This is a genomic window from Bifidobacterium asteroides (assembly GCF_009683175.1).
Taxonomy (GTDB): domain Bacteria; phylum Actinomycetota; class Actinomycetes; order Actinomycetales; family Bifidobacteriaceae; genus Bombiscardovia; species Bombiscardovia asteroides_H.
This window is the reverse complement of the sequence record NZ_WKKW01000006.1, coordinates 68,083-88,972: the sequence shown is the minus strand read 5'-3', so window position 1 is coordinate 88,972 and position 20,890 is coordinate 68,083. Positions and strand designations below refer to the sequence as shown.

At 63.2% G+C, this 20,890-nt stretch carries 18 protein-coding genes; 5 read left to right on the top strand and 13 right to left on the bottom strand.

Annotated elements, in window-relative coordinates:
* Nucleotides 1-87 precede the first annotated feature (87 nt).
* Nucleotides 88-234 carry a hypothetical protein gene (locus GKC41_RS08885; RefSeq protein WP_229281728.1) on the bottom strand — a complete coding sequence of 49 codons (147 nt, stop codon included), beginning with the start codon at nucleotides 232-234 and terminating at the stop codon, nucleotides 88-90.
* A 263-nt stretch (nucleotides 235-497) separates the two neighbouring features.
* A complete protein-coding gene (locus GKC41_RS08095; protein WP_154313748.1) occupies nucleotides 498-3,257 on the bottom strand; it encodes a phosphoenolpyruvate carboxylase in 2,760 nt (919 codons plus the stop codon).
* 306 nt (nucleotides 3,258-3,563) lie between these two features.
* Here GKC41_RS08095 and GKC41_RS08090 point away from each other — a divergent pair, with 306 nt between their 5' ends.
* Complete coding sequence (locus tag GKC41_RS08090) at nucleotides 3,564-5,342, top strand: threonine/serine exporter family protein (protein WP_229281733.1); 1,779 nt, start codon at nucleotides 3,564-3,566, stop codon at nucleotides 5,340-5,342.
* Here the strand turns inward: GKC41_RS08090 and trpS are convergent.
* Nucleotides 5,339-6,424 carry a tryptophan--tRNA ligase gene (trpS, locus tag GKC41_RS08085; RefSeq protein ID WP_154313744.1) on the bottom strand — a complete coding sequence of 362 codons (1,086 nt, stop codon included), beginning with the start codon at nucleotides 6,422-6,424 and terminating at the stop codon, nucleotides 5,339-5,341. The genes GKC41_RS08090 and trpS overlap by 4 nt on opposite strands.
* A gap of 153 nt (nucleotides 6,425-6,577) precedes the next feature.
* On the opposite strand from trpS, the gene GKC41_RS08080 reads away from it, so the two are divergent.
* A complete protein-coding gene (locus tag GKC41_RS08080) occupies nucleotides 6,578-6,961 on the top strand; it encodes a DUF3073 domain-containing protein (RefSeq protein ID WP_154313743.1) in 384 nt (127 codons plus the stop codon).
* A gap of 6 nt (nucleotides 6,962-6,967) precedes the next feature.
* On the opposite strand, the gene GKC41_RS08075 is transcribed toward GKC41_RS08080, so the two are convergent.
* Nucleotides 6,968-7,387: a sterol carrier family protein gene (locus GKC41_RS08075; protein ID WP_154313741.1), complete on the bottom strand. Its 420-nt coding sequence runs from the start codon at nucleotides 7,385-7,387 to the stop codon at nucleotides 6,968-6,970.
* A gap of 133 nt (nucleotides 7,388-7,520) precedes the next feature.
* Nucleotides 7,521-7,751, bottom strand: a complete 231-nt coding sequence (locus GKC41_RS08070) for a hypothetical protein (protein WP_045934834.1) — start codon at nucleotides 7,749-7,751, stop codon at nucleotides 7,521-7,523.
* A 153-nt stretch (nucleotides 7,752-7,904) separates the two neighbouring features.
* Between GKC41_RS08070 and GKC41_RS08065 the strand changes: the two genes are divergently transcribed.
* On the top strand, nucleotides 7,905-8,666 hold the full coding sequence (locus GKC41_RS08065; RefSeq protein ID WP_154313740.1) for a rhomboid family intramembrane serine protease: 762 nt from the start codon (nucleotides 7,905-7,907) through the stop codon (nucleotides 8,664-8,666).
* Between the two features lie 374 nt (nucleotides 8,667-9,040).
* Here the strand turns inward: GKC41_RS08065 and crgA are convergent, their stop codons facing one another.
* On the bottom strand, nucleotides 9,041-9,460 hold the full coding sequence (gene crgA / locus GKC41_RS08060; RefSeq protein ID WP_045934835.1) for a cell division protein CrgA: 420 nt from the start codon (nucleotides 9,458-9,460) through the stop codon (nucleotides 9,041-9,043).
* A 90-nt stretch (nucleotides 9,461-9,550) separates the two neighbouring features.
* Between crgA and GKC41_RS08055 the strand changes: the two genes are divergently transcribed.
* Nucleotides 9,551-10,303: a DUF881 domain-containing protein gene (locus GKC41_RS08055; protein WP_154313739.1), complete on the top strand. Its 753-nt coding sequence runs from the start codon at nucleotides 9,551-9,553 to the stop codon at nucleotides 10,301-10,303.
* Nucleotides 10,304-11,419: a class E sortase gene (locus tag GKC41_RS08050; RefSeq protein ID WP_154313738.1), complete on the top strand. Its 1,116-nt coding sequence runs from the start codon at nucleotides 10,304-10,306 to the stop codon at nucleotides 11,417-11,419.
* Between the two features lie 444 nt (nucleotides 11,420-11,863).
* Here the strand turns inward: GKC41_RS08050 and pknB are convergent, their stop codons facing one another.
* Genes pknB through GKC41_RS08015 form a run of 7 tightly spaced genes read right to left on the bottom strand, consistent with a single transcriptional unit; the run spans nucleotide 11,864 to nucleotide 20,847 of the window.
* Nucleotides 11,864-14,026 (bottom strand): Stk1 family PASTA domain-containing Ser/Thr kinase, encoded by a 2,163-nt coding sequence (pknB, locus tag GKC41_RS08045; RefSeq protein WP_082069295.1) that lies wholly within the window; start codon nucleotides 14,024-14,026, stop codon nucleotides 11,864-11,866.
* Complete coding sequence (locus GKC41_RS08040) at nucleotides 14,023-15,015, bottom strand: serine/threonine-protein kinase (protein WP_198206362.1); 993 nt, start codon at nucleotides 15,013-15,015, stop codon at nucleotides 14,023-14,025. The genes pknB and GKC41_RS08040 overlap by 4 nt, the downstream gene beginning before the upstream one ends.
* On the bottom strand, nucleotides 15,012-16,475 hold the full coding sequence (locus GKC41_RS08035) for a peptidoglycan D,D-transpeptidase FtsI family protein (RefSeq protein WP_324612111.1): 1,464 nt from the start codon (nucleotides 16,473-16,475) through the stop codon (nucleotides 15,012-15,014). The genes GKC41_RS08040 and GKC41_RS08035 overlap by 4 nt, the downstream gene beginning before the upstream one ends.
* A complete protein-coding gene (locus tag GKC41_RS08030) occupies nucleotides 16,472-18,013 on the bottom strand; it encodes an FtsW/RodA/SpoVE family cell cycle protein (RefSeq protein ID WP_154313737.1) in 1,542 nt (513 codons plus the stop codon). The genes GKC41_RS08035 and GKC41_RS08030 overlap by 4 nt, the downstream gene beginning before the upstream one ends.
* 2 nt (nucleotides 18,014-18,015) lie before the next feature.
* A complete protein-coding gene (locus GKC41_RS08025; protein ID WP_154313736.1) occupies nucleotides 18,016-19,584 on the bottom strand; it encodes a BofC C-terminal domain-containing protein in 1,569 nt (522 codons plus the stop codon).
* Between the two features lie 6 nt (nucleotides 19,585-19,590).
* Nucleotides 19,591-20,106: an FHA domain-containing protein FhaB/FipA gene (locus GKC41_RS08020; RefSeq protein ID WP_373564724.1), complete on the bottom strand. Its 516-nt coding sequence runs from the start codon at nucleotides 20,104-20,106 to the stop codon at nucleotides 19,591-19,593.
* Between the two features lie 36 nt (nucleotides 20,107-20,142).
* Nucleotides 20,143-20,847 (bottom strand): FhaA domain-containing protein, encoded by a 705-nt coding sequence (locus GKC41_RS08015; protein ID WP_015021121.1) that lies wholly within the window; start codon nucleotides 20,845-20,847, stop codon nucleotides 20,143-20,145.
* Between the last annotated feature and the right edge of the window lie 43 nt (nucleotides 20,848-20,890).

Genomic DNA, 20,890 nt, shown 5'->3' with positions numbered 1-20,890 from the left:
GAGCTTAATGGTGTGGTGGTTTGAATTGGCGATGGTGTGGATAGTGGTGTGCTGGTTGCGTTGCTGGGGAGAGTGCCGGAGGTTCCGTCAGCTACGCGAGGGGTCTGACGACCCCCCCCCCCCGGTGAGTATGGGAGCGTCCGCCTGGGCGGATGCGACGCCCAAGCCCGCCAGCATTCCCAGCAGGACGGTCATCGTCGCCAGGATGCGGCGCAGACGGGAAACCAGATGCATCAAACCAAAACCCCTTCACCAAACACCAAACGGAATCAACACCGTTTGTCTACTCAAGTTCTGCCTGCCAGCGCCAACCCTGCATCACATCGCAGGAGCCAATGGCGCAAGCCAGCCGTCTTCTCGACGCCCCCCGCTTTTCACCCTACCACCTAGCCAGAAAACAACACACGACCACATCAGGGGCACTTGGATACGGCGAGGCCCCGCCTCCTGCTATCTGCAAGAGAACGGGGCCTCGTCCATAAGCCGCCAAGCGGCAATCAGCCGGTGTTCTGCAGGCCGGCGGCAACTCCCGAAACGGTGCAGAGGATCAGGTAGATGAAGTCGGCCTGTTGGCTCTTGCTGAGCTCCTCCTTGTCGTTGCGACGACGCAGGGCCCGCAGGGCGCGCACCTGGGTCACCGACAGGGCATCCACATAGGGAGAGCGGATCCGGATGGCCTGGCCCAGCACGTGGCGGTGCTGCAGGGGCCACTCGTCGCCTACGATCTGCAGAACCCACTTGCGGGTCAGCTCCATCTCCGAGAGGACCTTCTGGCTCAGGTCGTCCCGGTCGCCCAGGGAGAGGTACATCTTGGCGATGCGCTCGTCGGTCTTGGCCAGGCTCATCTCGATGTTGTCGATGAAGGTGCTGAAGAGTGGCCATTCCTCGTAGGCCTGACGCAGGGTCTCCAGGTCGCCGAACTTCTCGCAGGCGGTGCCCAGGCCGTACCAGGCGGCCAGGTTGATGCGGGCCTGCGCCCAGGAGAAGACCCAGGGTATGGTCCGCAGATCGTCCAGGGACTTGGCGCCCAGGCCGCGCTTGGCGGGCCGGGAGCCGATGGGCAGCAGGCCGATCTCGTTCAGGGGTGTCACGATGGAGAACCAGGGGGCGAAGTCCGGCGTGTGCAGCAGGTCCAGGAAGCGCTCGTGGGCGGCCTGGTCCAGCTTGTCGGCCATGTCCGCGTACTTCTCGGTCATGGTGGTGTTGCGCTCCTCCACGCTGGGCGCGGACTGGAGCAGGGTGGCCGCAGCCACGGACTCGATGTGGCGGATGGCCAGGACCGGGTTGCCGTAGCGGGCGAAGATGACCTCGCCCTGTTCGGTCAGCTTGAACCGGCAGTTGACCGAGCCCACAGGCTGGGCCAGCACGGCACGGTTGGCAGGGCCGCCGCCACGGCCTACGGCGCCGCCGCGTCCGTGGAAGAGGGTCAGGTCGATGTCATGGCTCTCGGCCCACTTGGCGATGCGCTCCTGGGCGGAGTGCAGGGCCAGGGTCGCCGAGACGGGGCCAGCGTCCTTGGAGGAGTCGGAGTAGCCCAGCATGACCTCCATCTTGTTGCCGGTCTCCTTGAGCCGCGCCTGGACCTCGGGGATCTTGATGATCTCCTCCAGCACGTCCACCGAGTTCTGCAGGTCCTCCAGCTGTTCGAACAGGGGGATCACGTCGATGACCGGCACGTCCTCGGCATGCTCGAAGGCCAGCCGGTTGAGTTCGTAGACGTCCTTGACGTTCTGCGCCGACTTGGTGAAGGAGATGATGTAGCGGCGGGCGGCCTTCTGGCCGTTGCGCTTCTGGATGGCTCCCAGGGCCCGGAAGGTGTCGAGCACCTCGTGGGTCATGGGCTGCAGCTCGCCGCGCTCGCCGTGCAGGCCGTGCTCGCGGATGTCCTCCAAGGCGCGGGCGTGGACCAGTGAGTGCTGGCGGAACTCCATCTCGACCATGTGGAAGCCGAAGGTCTGGGCCTGCCAGATCAGATCCTGCAGGGGTCCGTAGGCCTGACGGACCGCGCCCGCTTTGGCCAGGGAGTCCTGGACCACGCGCAGGTCGGCGATGAAGTCGTCGCAGTCGGCATACATGAGGTCGGCATCACGCTGGATGGTGGCCTGCAGACGGTCGGCGATGACCAGGACCACGGCCCGGTGCAGCTCGTTGTGCGAGATGGTGGTGGCCCGGTCGGTCAGGCGCTCGCTCATCTCCTTCTGGTGGCTCCACAGGCTCCTCAGCTCGGGGCTGGGCGGCGTGGTGGTCACCTCCATGGTCATATTGCGGCCCACGGTGGTGGTGGCCTTGACCAGGGCCTTGAGCATGTGGTCGGAGAACTTGCGCGCCACCTTGCGCGAGACCTTGGCGGTCACGTTGGGGTTGCCGTCGCGGTCGGAGCCGATCCAGCTGCCCGGGTGGAAGAAGGCGGGGCAGACGGGCTTGACCATGCCGGCCTTCTTGCCCAGCATCCAGTCGTCGAAGCGGCGGTAGACCTTGGGAATGGTCTCGAAGAGCGTGGCGTCGAAGATGTCCAGAATGGTGTTGGCCTCTTCGACGGGCGTCGGCTTCTTGGCTGCGATGGGCGAGGTGCGGAAGAGGGCGTCGATCTCGTTGTGCAGCAGACGCTCGTTCTCCTCCAGCTCGGAACCGCCCAGGCCGCGGCGAACGGCCAGCAGGTTGGCGATGCGCCGGATCTTGCCCTCCACGGCCTTGCGCCGCGCCTCAGTGGGGTGGGCGGTGAAGACGGGGTGGAACTCCAGCTTCTCAAGCAGCTCCGAGGCCTTGGCCGGGCCCATCTCCTGAAGGAGCTGGCTGTAGGCGCTGGTCATCTCGTTGATGGGGTCGGTGCCCTTGACCTTCAGGTCCACCTTGCCCTCGCGCTCATGCAGGACCTTCACCCGGTAGTTCTCCTCGCAGAGGTTGGCCAGGTGAAAGTAGGTGGTCAGGGCGCGGGCCAGCAGCTGGGAATCCTTGACGGATGTGTCGTCGATCAGGGCCACAGCCTTGGACAGGCCGTCCTCGTCGGGCACGGGGTCCGAGGGGTGGCGGTTGAAGTGCTCGGCGCTGGCCGTCATCACGTCCTCGCGCAGGGAGTCGAACCGCTTGAGCAGCTGTTGATCGAATTCCCCCAACACATCCCTGAGCAGCCGCAGGCACAAGGCCATGTCCTCATCCAACGATTGAGGCAGCTTGCGTTCCTCCGGCCCCTTGGTCCCGGTGCCGGATGTGACCAGGGTCGCATCGGCAGCCGTGATTTGCTGATTACTATCTGTCATCAGTCCTCCTTGTCGAATCGCAGGTTGCCCGGTCTTCGACCATTCCACGGCTCCTCCGCGGTTATTGGTGGTCGGCGTTGCAGGCCCACAGCCTTCGGTTCGATGGCTCGCGGCCCATTCTAGGACGCTTTCGGGTCGAATACGTTTCATGGTCCCGTGCGCCGGTGCAAGGGCACGTGACCCCGGTGGAGTATGAATGTGGGTGTGAAATTCAAGAGCAGGAGTTCCAAGGACGGCTATCGCGGCAGGACCGCAGCCGAGGTCAGACGAGTAAGCAAGTACCACACCCACTCCATTCCGCTGGACATGGAGGATATTGAACGCGATTACGACAAGCCCATCGTCGAGGCCTGCATCGCGGCCAAGACCAGCCTGATTGTGCGGGTGGGCATGCTGGAGCTGGGGGCCGGCACGGGAAGCTTCCGCGTGCGCGAGATGATGCACAGGATTGCCTACCCCATGGGTGTGCATGTGCGGGCCGATGTGAACCTGACCGACATCGAGGCCACCTGTACGGATGGCGTGTCCCGCATCACCGAGGTGGTGGACCTGCCCACCACCGGGGTCAACACCGAGCGGATCTGGCTGCTGGAGCACTTCGCGGACTGGCTCAGCGTCAAGTGCGGGCAGGCGGGGACCTACCACGCCGTGACGGTGGTCTCCCGGGAGCTGGTGGACAACCTGGACGAGCCGAATGTCTACGCGGCGGCCCGCAAGGCGGTCAAGGAGGTGCTGGCCCAGGACCAGGATGCGGCCAAGGCGCTCAAGGATGCGGTGGCCACCGCCGTACACAACGAGGACGAGATCAGCCAGAACCGGATCGATGCGGCGGCCATGGACACCAGGACGGCCGCCGGTCTGGGCACCGTAGGCTCCACGCCTCGGCCGGAGGATTCCAAGGATTCCAAGGCTGCGTCCGGACAATCTGCGTCAACTCAAGGCGAAGCACATGAGAAGGCCAGATCTTCCGAGGGCGCCGCGTCCCCCGAACAGTCAGTGTCTCCCGACAGGTCTGCGTCTTTCAAAGAGGCCACAGACTCCAAAGAGCCTGCCCCCTCCGACAAGTCCTCGTCCCCGGAGTCGCAGGCAACGGGTGGCATCACAGTCCGGCAGGCGCACGAACGCCTGGACCTGATCGAGCGGCGCAAACCCCTCTATTCGCCCCTCTTCTCGGGCTTCGCCTCGGCCGTGGCCTGCGCAGCCTTCGTCTTCCTGCTGGGCGGCGGCCCCTATGACATGGCCGGAGCCTTCGTCGGCGCTGGCATAGGCCAGTGGGTGCGCCGTCAGATGCTGGGCAGGCGGATCAACCAGTTCTTCGCCACCGGGGTTGCAGTCATCATCGCCGCCCTGGCCTGCGTCGGCACGCTGAGGCTTGTGGGCATCTTCGACCCGGTGGCCCTGAAGCACGACACGGCTTATATCGGCGCCATCCTCTTCGTCATTCCCGGCTTCCCCCTGGTCACTGGCGGCCTGGACATCGCCAAGCTGGACTTCCCCTCAGGGGTACAGCGCATCACCTACGCCTTCTCGATCATCCTGGTGGCCACGCTGGGTGGCTGGGCCGTGGCGCGGATAGTCATGCTCAACCCGCAGGGTTTTGAACCAATGAATCTGAGCCCCTGGCTGATGGCCGGACTGCGCATGATTGCAGCATTCTGCGGGGTCTGGGGCTTCTCGGTCCTCTTCAACTCACCCCAGCGCATGGCCCTGGTGGCCGCTGTCATCGGCGCCCTGACCGACACCATGCGCCTGGAGATGCAGGACCTGCTCCACGTCCCTCCGGAGATGGCCGCCTTCCTGGGCGCCTTCCTGGCCGGCATGCTGGCCACGGTCTGGCGCTCCTCGGTCCGTCACGGTCTGCTGCCGCCCCACCTGGGCTATCCAAGAATCAGCCTGACCGTGCCATCCATCGTCATCATGGTGCCTGGGTTGTATATGTACCGGGCCATGTTCTACCTGGGGCAGTTCAATACGCTCAACGCTATGGACTGGGCCTTCCGGGCCTTCATGGTCATCATCTGCCTGCCCATCGGCTTGGTCACGGCCCGGGTGCTGACCGACCGCTCCTGGCGGTACGACGTCTAGTAGCGCATGCCCATGGCCGAGCGGACCTGATCGAGGGTCTCCTCGGCTATCTGGTTGGCACGCTTGTTGCCCTCGACCAGGATGTCGCGCACGGTGTCCATGTCCTTGGCCAGCTCGGCACGGCGCTCGCGGTGTGGTGCCAGGAACTCGTTGACCGACTTGGTCACATAGGCCTTAAGGGCGCCCGAGCCGGCGTTGCCGATCTCCTCGGCGATGTCCTCGGGCTTCCGGTCGGTCACCAGGCCGGCCGTGGTCAGCAGGGCCGAGACCTGGGGGCGGTTCACGGGGTCGAAAGTGATTTTGCGCTCGGAGTCGGTGGGGGACTTGCGGATCAGCTTGGCCGTCTCCTCGGCAGTGGCACCCAGCATGATGGAGTTGCCGTAGGACTTGCTCATCTTGCGGCCGTCCAGACCGGGAATCTCAGGGGTGTCAGACAGGATGGCATCAGGTTCGGGGAAGACCGGGGCCTGGCCGGGGTAGCGCTCGTCGAAGCGGCGGGCGATGGTCCGGGTCAGCTCCACGTGCGGCAGGTTGTCCTTGCCGATGGGCACCACGTTGGCCTTGCAGAAGAGTATGTCGCAGGCCTGGTGGACCGGGTAGGTCAGCAGCAGGCCGGTCAGGGCGTGGCCGCTGGCTTCCATCTCGGCCTTGACGGTGGGGTTGCGGTGAAGCTCGGCCTCGGTCACCAGGGAGAGGAAGGGCAGCAGCAGCTGGTTCTCTGCAGGGGTGGACGAATGGGTGAAGATCATGGTCTTCTTGGGGTCGATGCCCGCAGCCAGATAGTCCAGCACCAGGTTGAGCACGTTGTCGCGGATGTGCTCCGTGGTGTCCCGGTCGGTGATGACCTGGTAGTCGGCGATGACGATGTTGGTGTGCACGCCGCGATTCTGCATCTGGACGCGTTCGCGGATGGAACCGAAGTAATGGCCCAGATGGAGCCTGCCGGTCGGGCGGTCGCCGGTCAGCATGGTGTAGCGGCTCGGATTCTTGTCCAGCTCGGCCAGCACCTGGTCGGACCGATGCTTGGCGGCTCTGAAGCTATCGCTGATCTCGTTGCCTGCCGCTGTGACTTCTTCCTGCATGGTCCCACCCTCGTCGTCGTGCCGAATGTCCTTCTGGGAATTGCTTTTATGGTAAAAGTCCGAGCCGACAAGATGCGTAGGTGGTACTCTCATAAATGATGCAAATTCACATTCAAGTTGCCTAAGTGCACGTTACCTGGCGAAGGGGGTCGGATGGGCCGCGGACGTCAGAAGGCTAAGCAGACGAAAATAGCCCGGAAGCTCAAATATCTGACAACGGACACGGATTACGACGAGCTGGCCAAAGAGCTCAGCAGCAAGGAACCCGGAACCAGGGGCAAAGATCCCTTCAAAATGGTTGAAGAGGAATACTCCAAGCCGGATTCTCGCAAATCGGGGGGCCAGGACCCCGAGGACTCCACGGACGATGATCTGGACGATTACGCCCGGTGGGCCGCTGAGGCCGCTGCCAAGGCCACCTCTGGGGAGATGCCGACCACGCCCAAGCCGCATAAGCGCATACCCATTCCCGTGCCCAGTGCGCTCAAACACCACAAGGATCAGAAGACCGCAGCCAAGGGATCGTCGAGCAAGTAGCCGGCCTCATACCAGGGGCAGCAGTTCGTGCAGATCGTCTCGCTCGCCTACGGCGCTGATGTGTCCGGCGGCGGTTTCTTCACTCCAGCTGGTGATGCCGGCGGCCAGACGCAGCCAGACGTCCGGGTCCAGCTCGATTACGTCGGGTGGGGTCAGGTTATGCGGGTCGGATGCCGGCCCATCCAGAATCTTGACGGCCCCCCAAGGTGCCACCCTGACCTCTACGCCGGGGCCGGGGGCCTTGATCTCCAGCATGTGCAGGGAATAGCGGACAGCCATGGCCTTGCTGCGTCTATCTGTCTGCGGGGCTACTGACAGGCGGTCGCCCCCTGGGCCCAGATTATTCACGGCCTCCTTGGCCGCATCGCGCCAGGCCAGAAAATCCCGGCGGCCTTCTTCAATGTCTGCTTCCCGTATGGCACTCATGGCTCCATTGTGACGCGCCGCCCCAACAGGCGTGTCCAGCAGACCGCTGTCAAGCCTAAATCAGGTATGAAAAAAGGAATCCGTTGCCCTCACGTCCTTGACGCTGGGTCGGATTCCTTCCCGACCGGAACGGTCAGGCCTGTGCGCCCGCTTGCAGAGGGGTCTCGGGCTCCTCGGATCCCTTGTCCTCCTCGTCCTTGGCCAGGCCCAGGTCGACTGGCGATGAGCTGTTCTCCCAGGGCTCCTCCCAGGGATCGTAATCCGGGTTCTGCTGCTTGTATACGAACAGAGCGACAACGCCGGCCAGCAGCGTGCCGAAGAGCAGTGCAAAGAACTTCCAGCCGTTTGAAGATGAATTCTCCATGTTTGGCTCCTTTCGACGACTTTCGTCGGTCCTGCCCACTTCGACCGACCTAGTCAACATCCTAGTAGAAAGCGGCGAACTGTGGGACGCATCGGTGCCATTGCGGCACGGAAACCGCACACCCCGGCCGGACGGTCAGGTAAGGTAAGGTTCATGGTCAATGGCACGGGCACCGGTTTCACAGGCGGAGGAAACGGTCGGGGGCCGCTGGGATGGATCCGGCGGTACTGGGGTGACCATGCTCCGGTGGTGACCATAGCCATCACCCTGATCTGCATAGTGGCCTGGGTCATACAGATGGCCCTGTACCTGCTGGCTCCGCTTCGCTACCAGCGGCTTTTGCTGGGCTACTGGGCCTTCGTGCCGATTACGGCCATTCATGAGCCCTGGATGTTTGTGACCAATATATTCCTGCACGCCACCAATGTCTCGCACATCCTTTTCAACATGATCACCCTCTGGGTTGTGGGGCCGGTGCTGGAAAATCTGATAGGGCATGGGCGTTTCCTGGCCCTCTACATGATCAGCGGGCTGGGCGGAGACCTGGGTCTGATGGTCTATGCTGTCCTGGCGCCCAATGGATGGGGTACGTCGGCCATCGGGGCCTCGGGCGCGCTCTTCGGACTCTTCGCCGCCATCCTGGTGGTCTACCGCCGTCTGGGGATTGACATCCTTTCCTTGGTGGTCTGGATGGGCATCAACTTCTGCATGCCCCTGTTCGTGCCCGGCATCGCCTGGCAGGACCACGTTGGCGGGTTCATCGTCGGCGGTCTCTTCATGCTGGCCCTGCTGCACATGGGCCGGCCCGGCTCGCGGGTGCATGGTCTGCTCTCCTGGCTGCTGCCCACGCTGATCTTCCTGGCGGCCCTGGTTCTGCTGGCTCTGGGCTGCAACATGGTCAACCCCATGCGCTGAAAATCAGTATCGGTCTGCTCTTGTCTGTCAATTATTTCCTTTCCTGCAGCCTGGCCTTCAGATTTCGTCCCCGGGTCGGGTCTGGTAATTGATAAATGACATGGATGTCATCTATCCACATTTGTTGACAATCGTGTGGATAACCTGGGAATAAGTATTCAGAACTGGTGCATATATACCTGTAAAAAGTGGATAAGTGAAGGAAGAATCCAATCAGCAGTAGGGTTGTGGACGAGTGTCATAGACCATCCACGAGGAATCCGGGCGATTGTGGATAACTTTAGCTTGAGGCTGGAAACGGTGGATGGGTATGCAAAGAACCCCACAGCCGTGCCTGGACGGTTGCGGGGTTCCCGAAGGACAATACAGCTGGATCAGTGCCACCACATGGTCATGAGGAAGCCGATCAGCAGAATGCCGAAGCCGACGGCAAGGTTCCAGTTGCCGATGCCGGGGATGGGGAAGACCTTACCCATGGTGGAGGAGATGTAGTAAACCACGATCCAGATCAGGCCCACCAGCATCAGCGTGACGAAGAGGGGTACAAACCAGCGCGGATTGGCCTTGGTGTTCTTGATGGTATCCTCCACGCGGCGGGAGTTCTCTTCCTGACGCTGCACGATGCGGCGCATCTGCGGTGTCATGTTCCTTTTGTCAACGCTCTGGTTGAGCACGGCCTCTACTTTGTCCATGGACAGGCCGTACTCCTCGTCCTCGGCATCCTCGCCAGTGTCGGCGGTCTTGGCCTTGTCCACCGCCTGGTCCTCGTCATCATGGAGTTGATGCTCTGCCATGAGGTTATTCTCCTTCAGTAGATCTACTAAGCCATAGTAGCGGTTAGACTCGAACGTAATACTATCGCAGACGAGGATGAGGGTATGCCTATGACCAGACGGACGGGACGGCACGGTGCGCGCAGGTCCCTGGTCGGCACAGTGTCCGTGGCTGTGGTGCTGGCACTGGTCGGGTTCATGCTGACCACCAACATCCGCGTCAACAGGACGGTCACGGTCACCTCGGACACGGCCGGGCTGGTGGAAGAGCGCGAGAACAAGGCTGCTGAGTTGCGCAAGGACATCAATGACATGAGCTCGCAGATCAACGCGCTGAAGACCCTGACCGACGACAAGGGCAGCTCGGACCAGGCCCGCGAGGATCCCGGTTCGGGCACGGTGCTCAAGGCCGTCCAGGGGCCGGGACTGACGGTGACGCTCAACGATTCCCCGCTCTGGCAGCAGAAGGTGGGTTCCGACGGGTCGACGGCCAACATCAACGATTACGTCATCCACCAGCAGGATGTGGAGAGCGTGGTCAACGCGCTCTGGGCCGGAGGAGCCGAGTCCATGCGGATCCAGGATCAGCGGGTTCTGCCCACAACAGCAGTGCGATGCGTAGGCAATGTTTTGCTGTTGCACGGCCGAAAGTACTCGCCGCCATATAAGATTTCAGCCATAGGACCAGTCGACAGGATGACCAAGTCCCTGAATGCTTCGCCATCCATCCGGATTTACAAGGAGTATGTGAATACGGTAGGTCTGGGTTGGAATGTCGAATCTTCGGATAATCTGAGATTCCCTGAGACGACGGCTGTCCTGCAGCCACTCCAGTACGCATCGCTAGATGAGAAGGCACGGTAAATGACGACAGAGGACTCGGAGAACGACAAAACGTCGGTCGACAAACCGGCGGATAAGCGGCGAACCTGGCTGGTGGGCATTGCAGAAATCGTAGGGGAGCTGCTGATCACTCTGGCAGTCGTCTGCGCACTCTACGTGGTCTGGCAGCTCTGGTGGACCGGCGTGCAGTCCGAGCATCAGCAGTTGGAGGCCCGGGCCTCGACCTCCTGGAGCAACCCGGGATCGGGCGACACCCGCAAGGTGGCCAAGCCTCAGAAGGGGGATCCGCCGGTGCAGCCCAAGCAGGCCTCCGAGGGTGAACTGATTGCCCAGGCCTACATTCCCCGTTTTGGACAGCATTGGGAGCGTAACGTGGTTCAGGGCACGTCGCCCCGAGAGCTGGCTTACGCGGGGCTGGGACACTACCCCAATACGCAGATGCCGGGCGAGATGGGCAACGTGGCCATTGCCGGACACCGCGCCGGCTATGGTGAGCCGCTGGGACATGTGGACGAGCTGCGGGTGGGCGATGCCATCGTCCTGCGCACCAAGGATTACTGGTACGTCTACCACTACACCCGCTATAAGATCGTCGCTGCCAACGAGGTCAGTGTTATCGCTCCCAACCCTTATTCGCCCAAAGAGGCTCCTGACCGGCGAATGATCACGCTGACCACCTGCGAGCCCAAGTACACCACGGCCACCCACCGCTGGATCAGCTGGGGCGAATTCGACTACTGGGCCAAGGTGTCCGACGGAGTGCCCAAGGAACTCCTGGGCGACCGCGGCAGCGATGTGGCCTTTGCAGACGACAAGGGCTCGGTCATGGCCAGACTGGGTTCTCTGCAGCCGGTCTTCCTGGTTTTGGCAGCAGCCTATCTGATCATCTACCTGGCGGCCCTGGCTGCCTGGCGTTACCCCTTGCTGCGGCAGATTCGCAAGGGCGAGAAGCCTCAGCCCATGATCAGCCTCTATGGCTGGCTGCTGCGGCACCAGTCCGGCATAGCTCCGATTCGGTGGCTCCTGCTGATTCTGCTCCTGTTGGCTCTGGCCTGCGCCCTGATGGAATGGGGCTTCCCGTGGCTGGCCAGCAACGTACCCATGCTCAGACAGATGTCCAACTACTCCACCTTCTGACCTAGGCGGCATGCAAGAGCGGCGGGGCCGCAGGATTCAATGTGATCCGTGGCCCCGCCGCTCATTGTTGCCACAACTTTGCCGACTGCTAGCAGTGACTGTCCAAGGTCTATCTAAGACACTTCTGTGGCCATGGTTTGATAGCCATGAATTTTTGGTCGCAGTACAGATGACGCCAGTCTGGCGGCCTTGGCGGATTCGTCGCGATGTGGCGATGCGACTTGGCAAGGTCCAGTCTGGAAGTTGTGCATTGGTCGTTATGAACCGGTCGCTGGACCCTGACGTTTAGCTTGGCCGAAGTCATGACCGGGATTTGTGGACGCGAAGTCGCGGTTCGCAGCCTAACGGCGTGGCATGATAGCCATTACTCCGTCCCAGACCGTATTCGCTCTGCCTAGAACGATATGGCCCGGCGGCAAGACTGTGGCAGCCGGGCCATAGGAGTCAGTTGGTGGAGCTGACGGTGGTCACCGTGATGGGGGTGCTGTCGTCCACCCTGCTGCCGGCTCCGGGGCTGACTGCGGTCACCTTGTCCGTGTCCTTGCCGACGGAAGTGATCCTGTCGGCGCTGACGCCGCTGTTGGTCAGCTTCTGCCGGTAGCTGCCCAGGGTCTCGCCCTGGGAGAAGGGCGGGATGCTGATGGCCGTGGTCAGGGTGATGGTGTCCTTGGACTTGTCGAAGGAGGAACCTGAGGTCGGGTCCTGGCCGGTGACCACGGCGTTGTCGTTGTTGGGGCCGTTGACCGTGATGTTGACCCCCTGGCCCAGGTTGCGTTTGGCCTCGCCCAGGGTCATGCCGACGTAGTTGCCCAGTTGCATGCCATTGCTGACGGTGACCGTGATCATGGCTCCCTGCTGGATGGAGGACCCGGCAGCAGGATCTGTGCTGATCACCATGTCCTTGGCCACAGTGTTGGAGGCCTGCTCGCGGATGGTGATGTTGAAGTGCAGGCTCTGTAGGGTCTTGGTTGCGTCATCCTTGGTCTTGCCAGACAAATCGGGCACCTTGGTCATGCCCGAGGAGATGTAGATCAGGATGCTGGTCCCCTTGGCCACGCTCTGGCCGGCGGCGGGATCCGTGCGGGTCACATGGTCCTTGGGCACGTCCTGGCTGTCTTCCACGGAGGCGGCGGGGGAGACCTTGAATCCGGCCTTCTCCAGGGCACTGCGGGCCTCCTGCTGGGTCATGCCCTTGACATCGGGGATGGCCGTGTCCTTGGGTCCGGAGGAGAACCAGACGGTCACTGTGGAGCCCTTGGGAGCCATGCTTCCGCCCTTGGGGCTCTGCTTGGTGAAGGTCCCCTTGGGTTCGGCCGAGTCGTTGTCTTCCTTCTCCTGGTAGTGGAAGCCTGCGGCGGTGATCTTCTCACGTGCCAGAATCCGCGACATCTGCGCGTTGATGGTAGGCACCTCGGCCATCGGATGACGATTTCGGCCTAGGACATTCCACGCGCCCAGTCCGACGAGTAATAGGACCAAAGCCGCCACGATGGCGCCGATGATGATCTTCTTGCGCCGTTTGGACTTCTTCTGGGCCGCCTTGGTGGCCGTGCGCTCAGCTGTGGCGACATCGGTGGCTGCAGCCGGATTGAGCGGATCCTGAACAGGGTTGAAGGCCTGGGTGGCGGCCGTCTCCTCTTCGGTCAGCGGCATGGTGGCCGTTTCGGTCCCCTGCTCGGCATCCTTGCGGGCCTTGACGTTGGCCAGGTCGGTCAGCGGGTTGAAGGCGGCGGCCACCGGGGTTCCGCCGTTCATGAAGGCCAGGATGTCGCTCTTGAAGGCAGCCGCCGTGGCGTACCTGTTCTGGCGGTCCTTGGCCATGGCCTTGGCGCAGATGGAATCCCACATCTTCGGCAGGCCGGGCACGATGGTGCTGGGCGGGGTGGCCACCTCGGTGACGTGCTGGTAGGCGATGGCCACAGCCGAATCCCCGTTGAAGGGCGGCCGTCCGGTCAGCATCTCGTAGAGGACGCAGCCGGCCGAGTAGAGGTCGGAGCGCATGTCCACGCTCTCGCCACGGGCCTGCTCGGGGCTCAGGTACTGGGCGGTGCCCACCACGCCCTGGGACTGGGTCATTGTGGCGGCCGAATCGTCCATGGCCCGGGCGATGCCGAAGTCCATGACCTTGACGATGCCCTGCTCCGAGATCATGATGTTGCCGGGCTTGATGTCCCGGTGGATGACGCCCATGTGGTGGGAGTAGTCCAGGGCGCTCAGCATGCCCAGCATGACCTGCTCGCTGTCGCGTTGGCTCAGGGCCCCGTTCTCCTTGAGGATGGACCGCAGGGTCTGGCCCTTGACGTACTCCATGACCAGATAGGGCACCCGTTCATGGTTGCCCTGGTCGTCGGTCAGTATCTCCTCGCCCGAGTCGTAGATGGAGACGATGTTGGGATTGTTGAGCAGCGCGACCGAGTGGGCCTCCCGCCGGAACCGCGACAGGAAGACCTCGTCGTTGGCCAGATCGGACCGCATGATCTTGACCGCGACCGTCCTTCCCAGACGTGTGTCCACAGCCTTGTGGACCTCGGCCATGCCACCGCGTCCGATCAGCTGTCCCAGACGGTAGCGTCCGTCCGCTAGGGACGGCGGCAGTGTGATGCTCATAGGGTATCCCCTCCGTTCGTCGCTTCAAGGCCGCGCTGTGCGCTTCCTTCTCCATAGTGCCCCCAGAAGGGCCTGAAGATGTCTTTTGCCGCGTGTGGCCTGCTCATAATGCGTCGAGGCATGGGTGCGCGCGGGTCGATGACCTCCGTCTCGCCCAGCTGCTGGTCCAGCAGCCGTTGCTCGATTCTGGCCAGTGTGTGCGAGACCACCAAGGCATTCGCCGGGCGGTCTCGCGGGTCCTTGGCCAGCATGGACATGACGAAGTTCATGAGTTGGTTGTCCACCGAGTTAGGCAACGGTGGCACAGGGTCGTTGACGTGTGCTGCGGCGATGTCCACAGGGGTGGCGCCGGTGAAGGGTCGGTGCCCGCAGAGCCCCTCATAGGCCACCACACCCAGGGAGTAGATGTCGGACTGGGGCGTGGCCTGGAGGCCCTGGGCCTGCTCGGGCGAGATGTACTGGGCCGTACCCACCACCATGCCGTCCTGGGTGATCTGCCCCTGGTTGGTTGAGTAGGAGACCCCGAAGTCGGTGATCTTGACCTCGCCGGTGTCGGAGACCATGATGTTGGCCGGCTTGACGTCCCGGTGGATGACCCCGTGGGAGTGCGCTACGTAGAGCCCCCGGGCCGTCTGTATCAGGATGGGCAGCAGCTCGATGGGGTCCAGGGCGCCCCGTTCCCGGTAGATGTCTGCCAGGGATTGGCTTGGCACGTACTCCATGATCAGGAATCCGATGCCATCGTGCTCGTAGTACTCGAAGAGGGCGGCGATGTTGGGGTGGGCCAAGTTGGCGGAATTGTGCGCCTCGGCCCGTAGCCGCAGCAGCTTGGACTCCTCGTTGGTCAGGTCCTCGCGCAGGGCCTTGATGGCCACCACGCGGCCCAGTTCTATGTCGTAGCCCTTCCAGACTTCGCCCATGCCCCCTTGGGCCAGGCGGCGGTCCAGGCGGTACCTTCGATGGATGAGCTGTCCCTGTACTAGTTTCACTTGGCAGCCTCCTGCATGACGCGTTTCATGATCGGCCCGGCGGCATCTATGCCGTAGGAGGAGATTCCATGCACTACAACGGCTACGGCTACCTTGGGCTTGTCGGCCGGAGCGAATCCTATCATCCACCCGTCATTTGCCGTATTGCCTGCACCGATTTGAGCCGTGCCGGACTTGGCGGCCACCTGCATGCCTGGGATGGCCAGATTCGGGTAGCTCTTGGTGGTCACTGCCTCCATCATGGTGGTCAGGGCCTTGGCGGTGTCCGAAGAGAAGGCCTGTGAGTAAACCGAGGGCGTTGTCTCGCTGATGACGCTCAGATCGCTGGAGCGCACCCGGTCCACCAGGGTCGGCTGCATGAGCTTGCCGCCGTTGGCCACGGCAGCAGCTGTCATGGCAGCCTGCAGAGGTGTGGACAGGGTGTCCCCCTGGCCGATGGAAGCCAAGGCCAGCCGGTCCTGGGACTGGTCCTCGGGGAACTTGGAGGCCACGGCCTTCATGGGCCGTCCTGTGGAGTTGGTCCCGTCCAGGGTGATGGTGGAGCCGTAGCCGAACTTGCGGGCCTGCTCGGCCAGTGTCTTGTCGCCCAAGGCGACCCCCAGCTGGGAGAAGGCCGTGTTGGACGAGTAGGCCAGGGCGTTCTCCAGGCTGATCTTGCCGTTGGACCCGTTGGCCGCAGAAGTGGAGTTGGTCAGTTTGTAGTTGGTGCCGGGCAGGGTGTATGAGGCTCCGGCCGGCAGTTGGCTGTCAGGGTGATACTGGCCGGACTCCAGGGCGGCGGCAGCCACAATCACCTTGAAGGTGGACCCGGGCGGATACAGCTGCGAAGTGGCCCGGTTGAGCATGGGGTTGTCGGAACGGGAGGCCAGCTTCTGGTAGGCCTGGGAGGCATCGCCGCTGTCGTGGGCGGTCAGGTCTTCGGGGTTGTAGCTCGGTGTGCTGACCATGGTCAGGATGCGGCCTGTGGAGGGCTCGATGGCCACCACCGAACCGGACAAGTTGCCCAGCATGGCGTAGGCGGCTTCCTGCATCTTGGGATTGATGGAGGTCTCGATGGAGGCGCCCTTGTTCTGGGTACCGGTGAAGAGGGACTTGAGCCGGTCCATCCACAGGCTGTCCGATTGGCCGCTCAGCAGGCGGTCGCGCGAGGCCTCGATTCCCCGGTCTGCCGGGCTGGTGATGGAGTAGTAACCGGTGATAGGCGAGTAGACGGCTCCCTTGTGGTAGTGCCGCTGGTACTGGAAGGAGTCGTTGATGGGGTCGGACTGGGCCATGACGGCTCCATCCGATGTCAGGATGGCCCCTCTGGGCGCCGCATACTCGTGGTAGAGGGCGCGCAGATTGCGGGGGTCAGAGTTAAGGCTGCCCGCCCGGATCACCATGATGATTGAGCTGGAAAGCCCCAGGATGACGAAGAGGACGATGACGGCGTTAAAGAGTTGACGCAGGGCCTTGTTCACTGTCCACCTCCTCGTACCTGGCGGACGGGAATGCGGCCGGTTGCTGGCAGGTCGGTCTCCTCATCCTGGTCGGTCGGCTCGGTCGGCCCGGCATGACGACCGTGGGATTCTTGGTCGTCAGAGCCTGAGCCGGAGTCCGAATCGTCCTGTCCGCTGCGCTTGCTGGTCTCTTGCTGACGCAACACGGCCAGGGCCTCGTACTTGAAGGTGTCCGAGCTGACCTCCGGTGCTGGCTTGTTGGCCGCGTTGGAGATGATGATCAGCAGGACGGCCAGGATGCAGTTGGCCACCAGACTGGAGCCGCCCGCCGCCATGTAGGGCATGGTCAGGCCGGTCAGGGGGATGACCAGGGTGATGCCGCCCACCACGGTGAAGACCTGGAAGGCCATGGTGAAGACCAGACCGGAGGCCAGGAGCTTGCCGAAACCGTCCTTGATCTTCATGGCCGTGATCATGCCCGAGGCCACGATGACCAGGTAGAGGGCCAGAACCACCAGCAGACCGCTCAGCCCCAGCTCTTCACCCACCGACGTGTAGATGAAGTCGGAGTTGGCCAGGGGGGTGATCCAGGGGCGTCCCTGGCCCAGGCCAGTGCCTGTCAGCCCGCCGGCGGCCAGGCCGAAGATGCCGCGCACCAGCTGGCCGGACCCGCCGAAGGCCTTGCCGAACTCAGCGTCGCTGAAGGGGTGCAGCCAGGCGTCCACACGGGCGCCTACATGGGCGAAGATCATGGATGCGGCCACGGCTCCGATGACGAAGAAGACCGAACCTATGGCGATCCAGCTGGTGCGGCCGGTGGCCACATAGAGCATGGAGACGAACATGGCGAAGTACATCAGCGAGGTGCCCAGATCGTGCTGGATGACCAGGACGGCCAGCGAAATAAGCCAGACGATGATAATGGGGCCAAAGTCCTTGATCCGGGGCATCCGCATGCCCAGGAACTTCTTGCCGCCCACGGCCAGCTGGTCCCGGTGGTCGAACAGATAGGCGGCGAAGAAGAAGGCCAGGAAGAGCTTGGCGAATTCGCCGGGCTGCAGGGTGTGCGACCCCACGCCTATCCAGATGCGGGCGCCGCCGATTTCGCGGCCGATGCCGGGCAGCATGGGCGAGAGGAGCAGGACCAGACCCACCACCATGCTGACATAGGAGAAGCGACGCAGCAGCCTGTAGTCCCGGAGCAGCACCACCAGCAGCCCGCACAGGACCAGGGCCAGACACAGCCAGATCAGCTGGGTGAAGCCCACCCGAGTGGGCTGGCCGATCCGGGCGTTGCGCAGATCTATGCGGGTGATAAGGGTGATGCCCAGGGAGCTCAGGATGACGATGCTGGGCAGGATGGCCTGGCTGCCATAGGGCTGGAAAATCTCCAACAGGACCCAGAGGGCGATGAAGAGGGCGGCGGTGACTACCAGCAGGGCGGCGTAATCCCCGGGGAAGCGGCCCGCCGCACGGGCGAACATCTGGAAGAAGCCGATGAATCCCACCAGCAGGGAGAAGAGCAGAAGGCCTATGCGGCGCAGACGGGTGATGATCATGACTATTGCCGCCCGCTCTGGTCGGTTTCCGACGGTGAGGGCGAGGCTGAGGGAGAAGTCGATGCCTGGTCGGACTCGTCCTTGGCCTCCTTGGCTTGCTCGCGTTTGAGGTCGCCGGCCTCCTTGCGGATCAGACGGGCATGCTCCTTGGCGTCGTCCATGCTGGAGACGGTGATGCCCTCTTCCAACTGGTCACGCCAGGACTGGGGCAGTCCCTTGACGGCGATGTCCGTGGTCTGCACCGGGTGGGACAGCGAGAGGGCGAAGGCCTTGGTGGGCACGCCCTGGTAGATGGCCACTCGGCCCTGGTCCGTGCCCAGGTAGTACTGTTCCTGGCTCCAGTGGTAGGCAGCCGCCGTGCCTCCGGCCAGGGCAAGGATCACCAGGGTGATGATGCCGGCCAGAATCAGCCGAATCCGCCGGTGCCGTGAGCGCTGGCGCTTGCGCTGCTCCAGGTGCTCCTTGTGGATGGCGTCGGCCACGTCCGGGTCGTAGGGGTCGGCTGAGTCCGAGCCGTCCTTCTTGTGAACGATGGGGATCTCGCTGGTGTCGGGCACATGCCGTTCGCCGCTCTCCTCGCGGGCAGCCGAGGGTTGGGCGGTGCGGCCTTCGTCGTCCTCGTCCTCCTGCTTGTCGGCATCCCGGTCCTGGGTCAGGTCGGCGGCCCGTTTGGCGGGGGACTCCCGGGACTCGTCGCGCAGGCGCGGTGCGGCCGCTACGGGCTCATCCAGGATGTCGGCCAGGGCCTCCAGGTTGGAGCTGGCTGCCCCGCCGACCAGAGGGGTCTGATGGGGCAGGTCGAATGCATCGGCGTCCAGGGCCAGTGTGGCATCGGCGATGACCACGGTCACGTTGTCGGTGCTGCCGGCCTTCAGGGCGAAGGTGACCAGTTGCTGGGCGCACTCCGCCTGGTCCGAGACCGAGGACAGCACCTCGGCGATGGTCGAGTCCTCCAGAACGCCGCAGAGGCCGTCCGAGCAGATCATCCAACGGTCTGCGGGCAGGGCCTTGGAGATGGAGATGTCCGGGCGGGGGTCGATGTCGAAGTCCCCCAGGACCCGCATGACCACGTTGCGCTGAGGGTGGTTGCGGGCTTCGGCCGGGGAGATGCGGCCGGTGTCGATCAGATGCTGCACGTAGGAGTGGTCCTGGGTCATCCGGATCAGCTTGCCCTCCCGCAGCAGGTAGGCCCGGGAGTCGCCGATATGGGCCAATACCCAGGAGTCGTCGGCCAGAGCCAGGGCCGTGACCGTGGTGCCCATGCCTGACAGGCGATGTTCGCGCTTGGCCTTGCCCACGATGGCGTCATGGGCCGCGATGACCGAGGTCTCCATCATCCGGGCCAGGGACTGCACGTCCTGCTCCCGGTCGTCGCGTTCGATGTGGGCCAGGGATCGGATGGCTATGGTCGAGGCCGTATCCCCGCCTGCGTGGCCGCCCATGCCGTCGCACATGGCCACAAGGCGCTCACCGGCGAAGGCGGAATCCTGGTTGTTGCTGCGCACGTACCCCACGTCTGAAACCGCCGTGGAATAGAGGAACAGCTTTTGGCTCGCATCGTTCCTGGTCATGGGCGGCTACCTCAACTCGAAGGTGGTGGCTCCGATGCGCACGGGAACCTCCGCCGGTAGGATTGTCGGCGCCGTGATTTTCTGTCCCGAGACGACGGTGCCGTTGGTGGACCCCAGATCCTCGATGGCCCATCGGCCCGATGCAGGATCCTGGTAGACCCGCGCATGATGGCCGGAGACGAACTCGTCGTCCAGCACCAGGGTGTTCGAGGAGGAGCGGCCCAGGGTGATGGGTCGTCCGGACAGCGGCGTGGAGGAGCCGGCCAGAGGTCCGTCGATAACCACCAGCAGGGAGGGTTCATCGCTTGCAGGCTCTGTCTTGCTGACCGGGGCGATAGGCACGGATCTGGCGGCCGCCGGCAGCTTGCGCTGGGCTGCGCGTTCACTGCGTCGGCGGGTATGAGAAGTCTTGGGGCTGAAGGTTTCGATGTCTTTGCGGAGTGAACGGATGGCCAGCCATACGAATACCCATAACAGAGCCAGGAATCCGTATTTGAGGATGGCGAATGTCAGTTCAGTCAGCATAATGATTCGACCTTACTTCAAGGTCTGGGCGACTTACGAATCCTGTTCCTGCGACGATGCCCAGTAGAGGATGCGGGTACGGCCGATGGTGATGGTATTGCCGTCCAGCAGGGTGGCTGCGGGTACCTGATGCCCCTCTACATAGGTGCCGTTGGTGGACCCCAGATCGCGGGCTACCACGCCCTTGTCGGTGATCTCGATCTGCAGGTGTCGGCGGGAGATGCCTGCGTCGTCGATGACGATGTCACAGGAGGATCCACGGCCGATGGTGGTGATGGGGGCGGTCAGCAGGTACTGGCGGCCGTTGATTTCCAACACCGGGCAGTCCTTGGACTCTTCGGGTGTGGTCACGGGTGCCGCGTTGCCCTGGACCGACTCGGCAGACAGGTGGAAGTCGCCCTTGTTCAGGTTGAGGTCCTCCTCGAAGATGACCACGACCGGGCCGACGAAGGCATAGTGCTGGCTTTCGGCGTACTTGGTCAGGTTGTCTGCCAGCTCGTTGGCCAGAGCCTCCGAACCCCACTGCTCAATGCGGTCGAAGTCTGGGGTGGATAGTCTGAATCGATACTCGTTGGGCGCCACGGTACGGTCGCGACCGACGGGCATGGCCTGTGAGTCTATCTCACGCTCGAGGGCGCTCGACAGGTCGACGGGCTGTAGGTCCTTGGAGCCGAACTTCGAGAAGACACCGTTAACGGCGCCTTCCACGCTCTTCTCGAAACGATCGAGAACGCTCATAGTCATCCCTTTCCATATAACCCTTTCATAGTACGTGACCCTG

Coding starts and splice junctions, on each gene's coding strand:
- GKC41_RS08065 (WP_154313740.1), top strand. CDS start 7,905: ATGGTCAATGGCACGGGCACCGGTTTCACAGGCGGAGGAAACGGTCGG.
- GKC41_RS08025 (WP_154313736.1), bottom strand. CDS start 19,584: ATGACCAGGAACGATGCGAGCCAAAAGCTGTTCCTCTATTCCACGGCG.
- GKC41_RS08070 (WP_045934834.1), bottom strand. CDS start 7,751: ATGGAGAATTCATCTTCAAACGGCTGGAAGTTCTTTGCACTGCTCTTC.
- pknB (WP_082069295.1), bottom strand. CDS start 14,026: ATGAGCATCACACTGCCGCCGTCCCTAGCGGACGGACGCTACCGTCTG.
- GKC41_RS08015 (WP_015021121.1), bottom strand. CDS start 20,847: ATGAGCGTTCTCGATCGTTTCGAGAAGAGCGTGGAAGGCGCCGTTAAC.
- GKC41_RS08050 (WP_154313738.1), top strand. CDS start 10,304: ATGACGACAGAGGACTCGGAGAACGACAAAACGTCGGTCGACAAACCG.
- GKC41_RS08885 (WP_229281728.1), bottom strand. CDS start 234: ATGCATCTGGTTTCCCGTCTGCGCCGCATCCTGGCGACGATGACCGTC.
- crgA (WP_045934835.1), bottom strand. CDS start 9,460: ATGGCAGAGCATCAACTCCATGATGACGAGGACCAGGCGGTGGACAAG.
- GKC41_RS08095 (WP_154313748.1), bottom strand. CDS start 3,257: ATGACAGATAGTAATCAGCAAATCACGGCTGCCGATGCGACCCTGGTC.
- GKC41_RS08075 (WP_154313741.1), bottom strand. CDS start 7,387: ATGAGTGCCATACGGGAAGCAGACATTGAAGAAGGCCGCCGGGATTTT.
- GKC41_RS08080 (WP_154313743.1), top strand. CDS start 6,578: ATGGGCCGCGGACGTCAGAAGGCTAAGCAGACGAAAATAGCCCGGAAG.
- GKC41_RS08030 (WP_154313737.1), bottom strand. CDS start 18,013: ATGATCATCACCCGTCTGCGCCGCATAGGCCTTCTGCTCTTCTCCCTG.
- GKC41_RS08090 (WP_229281733.1), top strand. CDS start 3,564: ATGGAGGATATTGAACGCGATTACGACAAGCCCATCGTCGAGGCCTGC.
- trpS (WP_154313744.1), bottom strand. CDS start 6,424: ATGCAGGAAGAAGTCACAGCGGCAGGCAACGAGATCAGCGATAGCTTC.
- GKC41_RS08055 (WP_154313739.1), top strand. CDS start 9,551: ATGACCAGACGGACGGGACGGCACGGTGCGCGCAGGTCCCTGGTCGGC.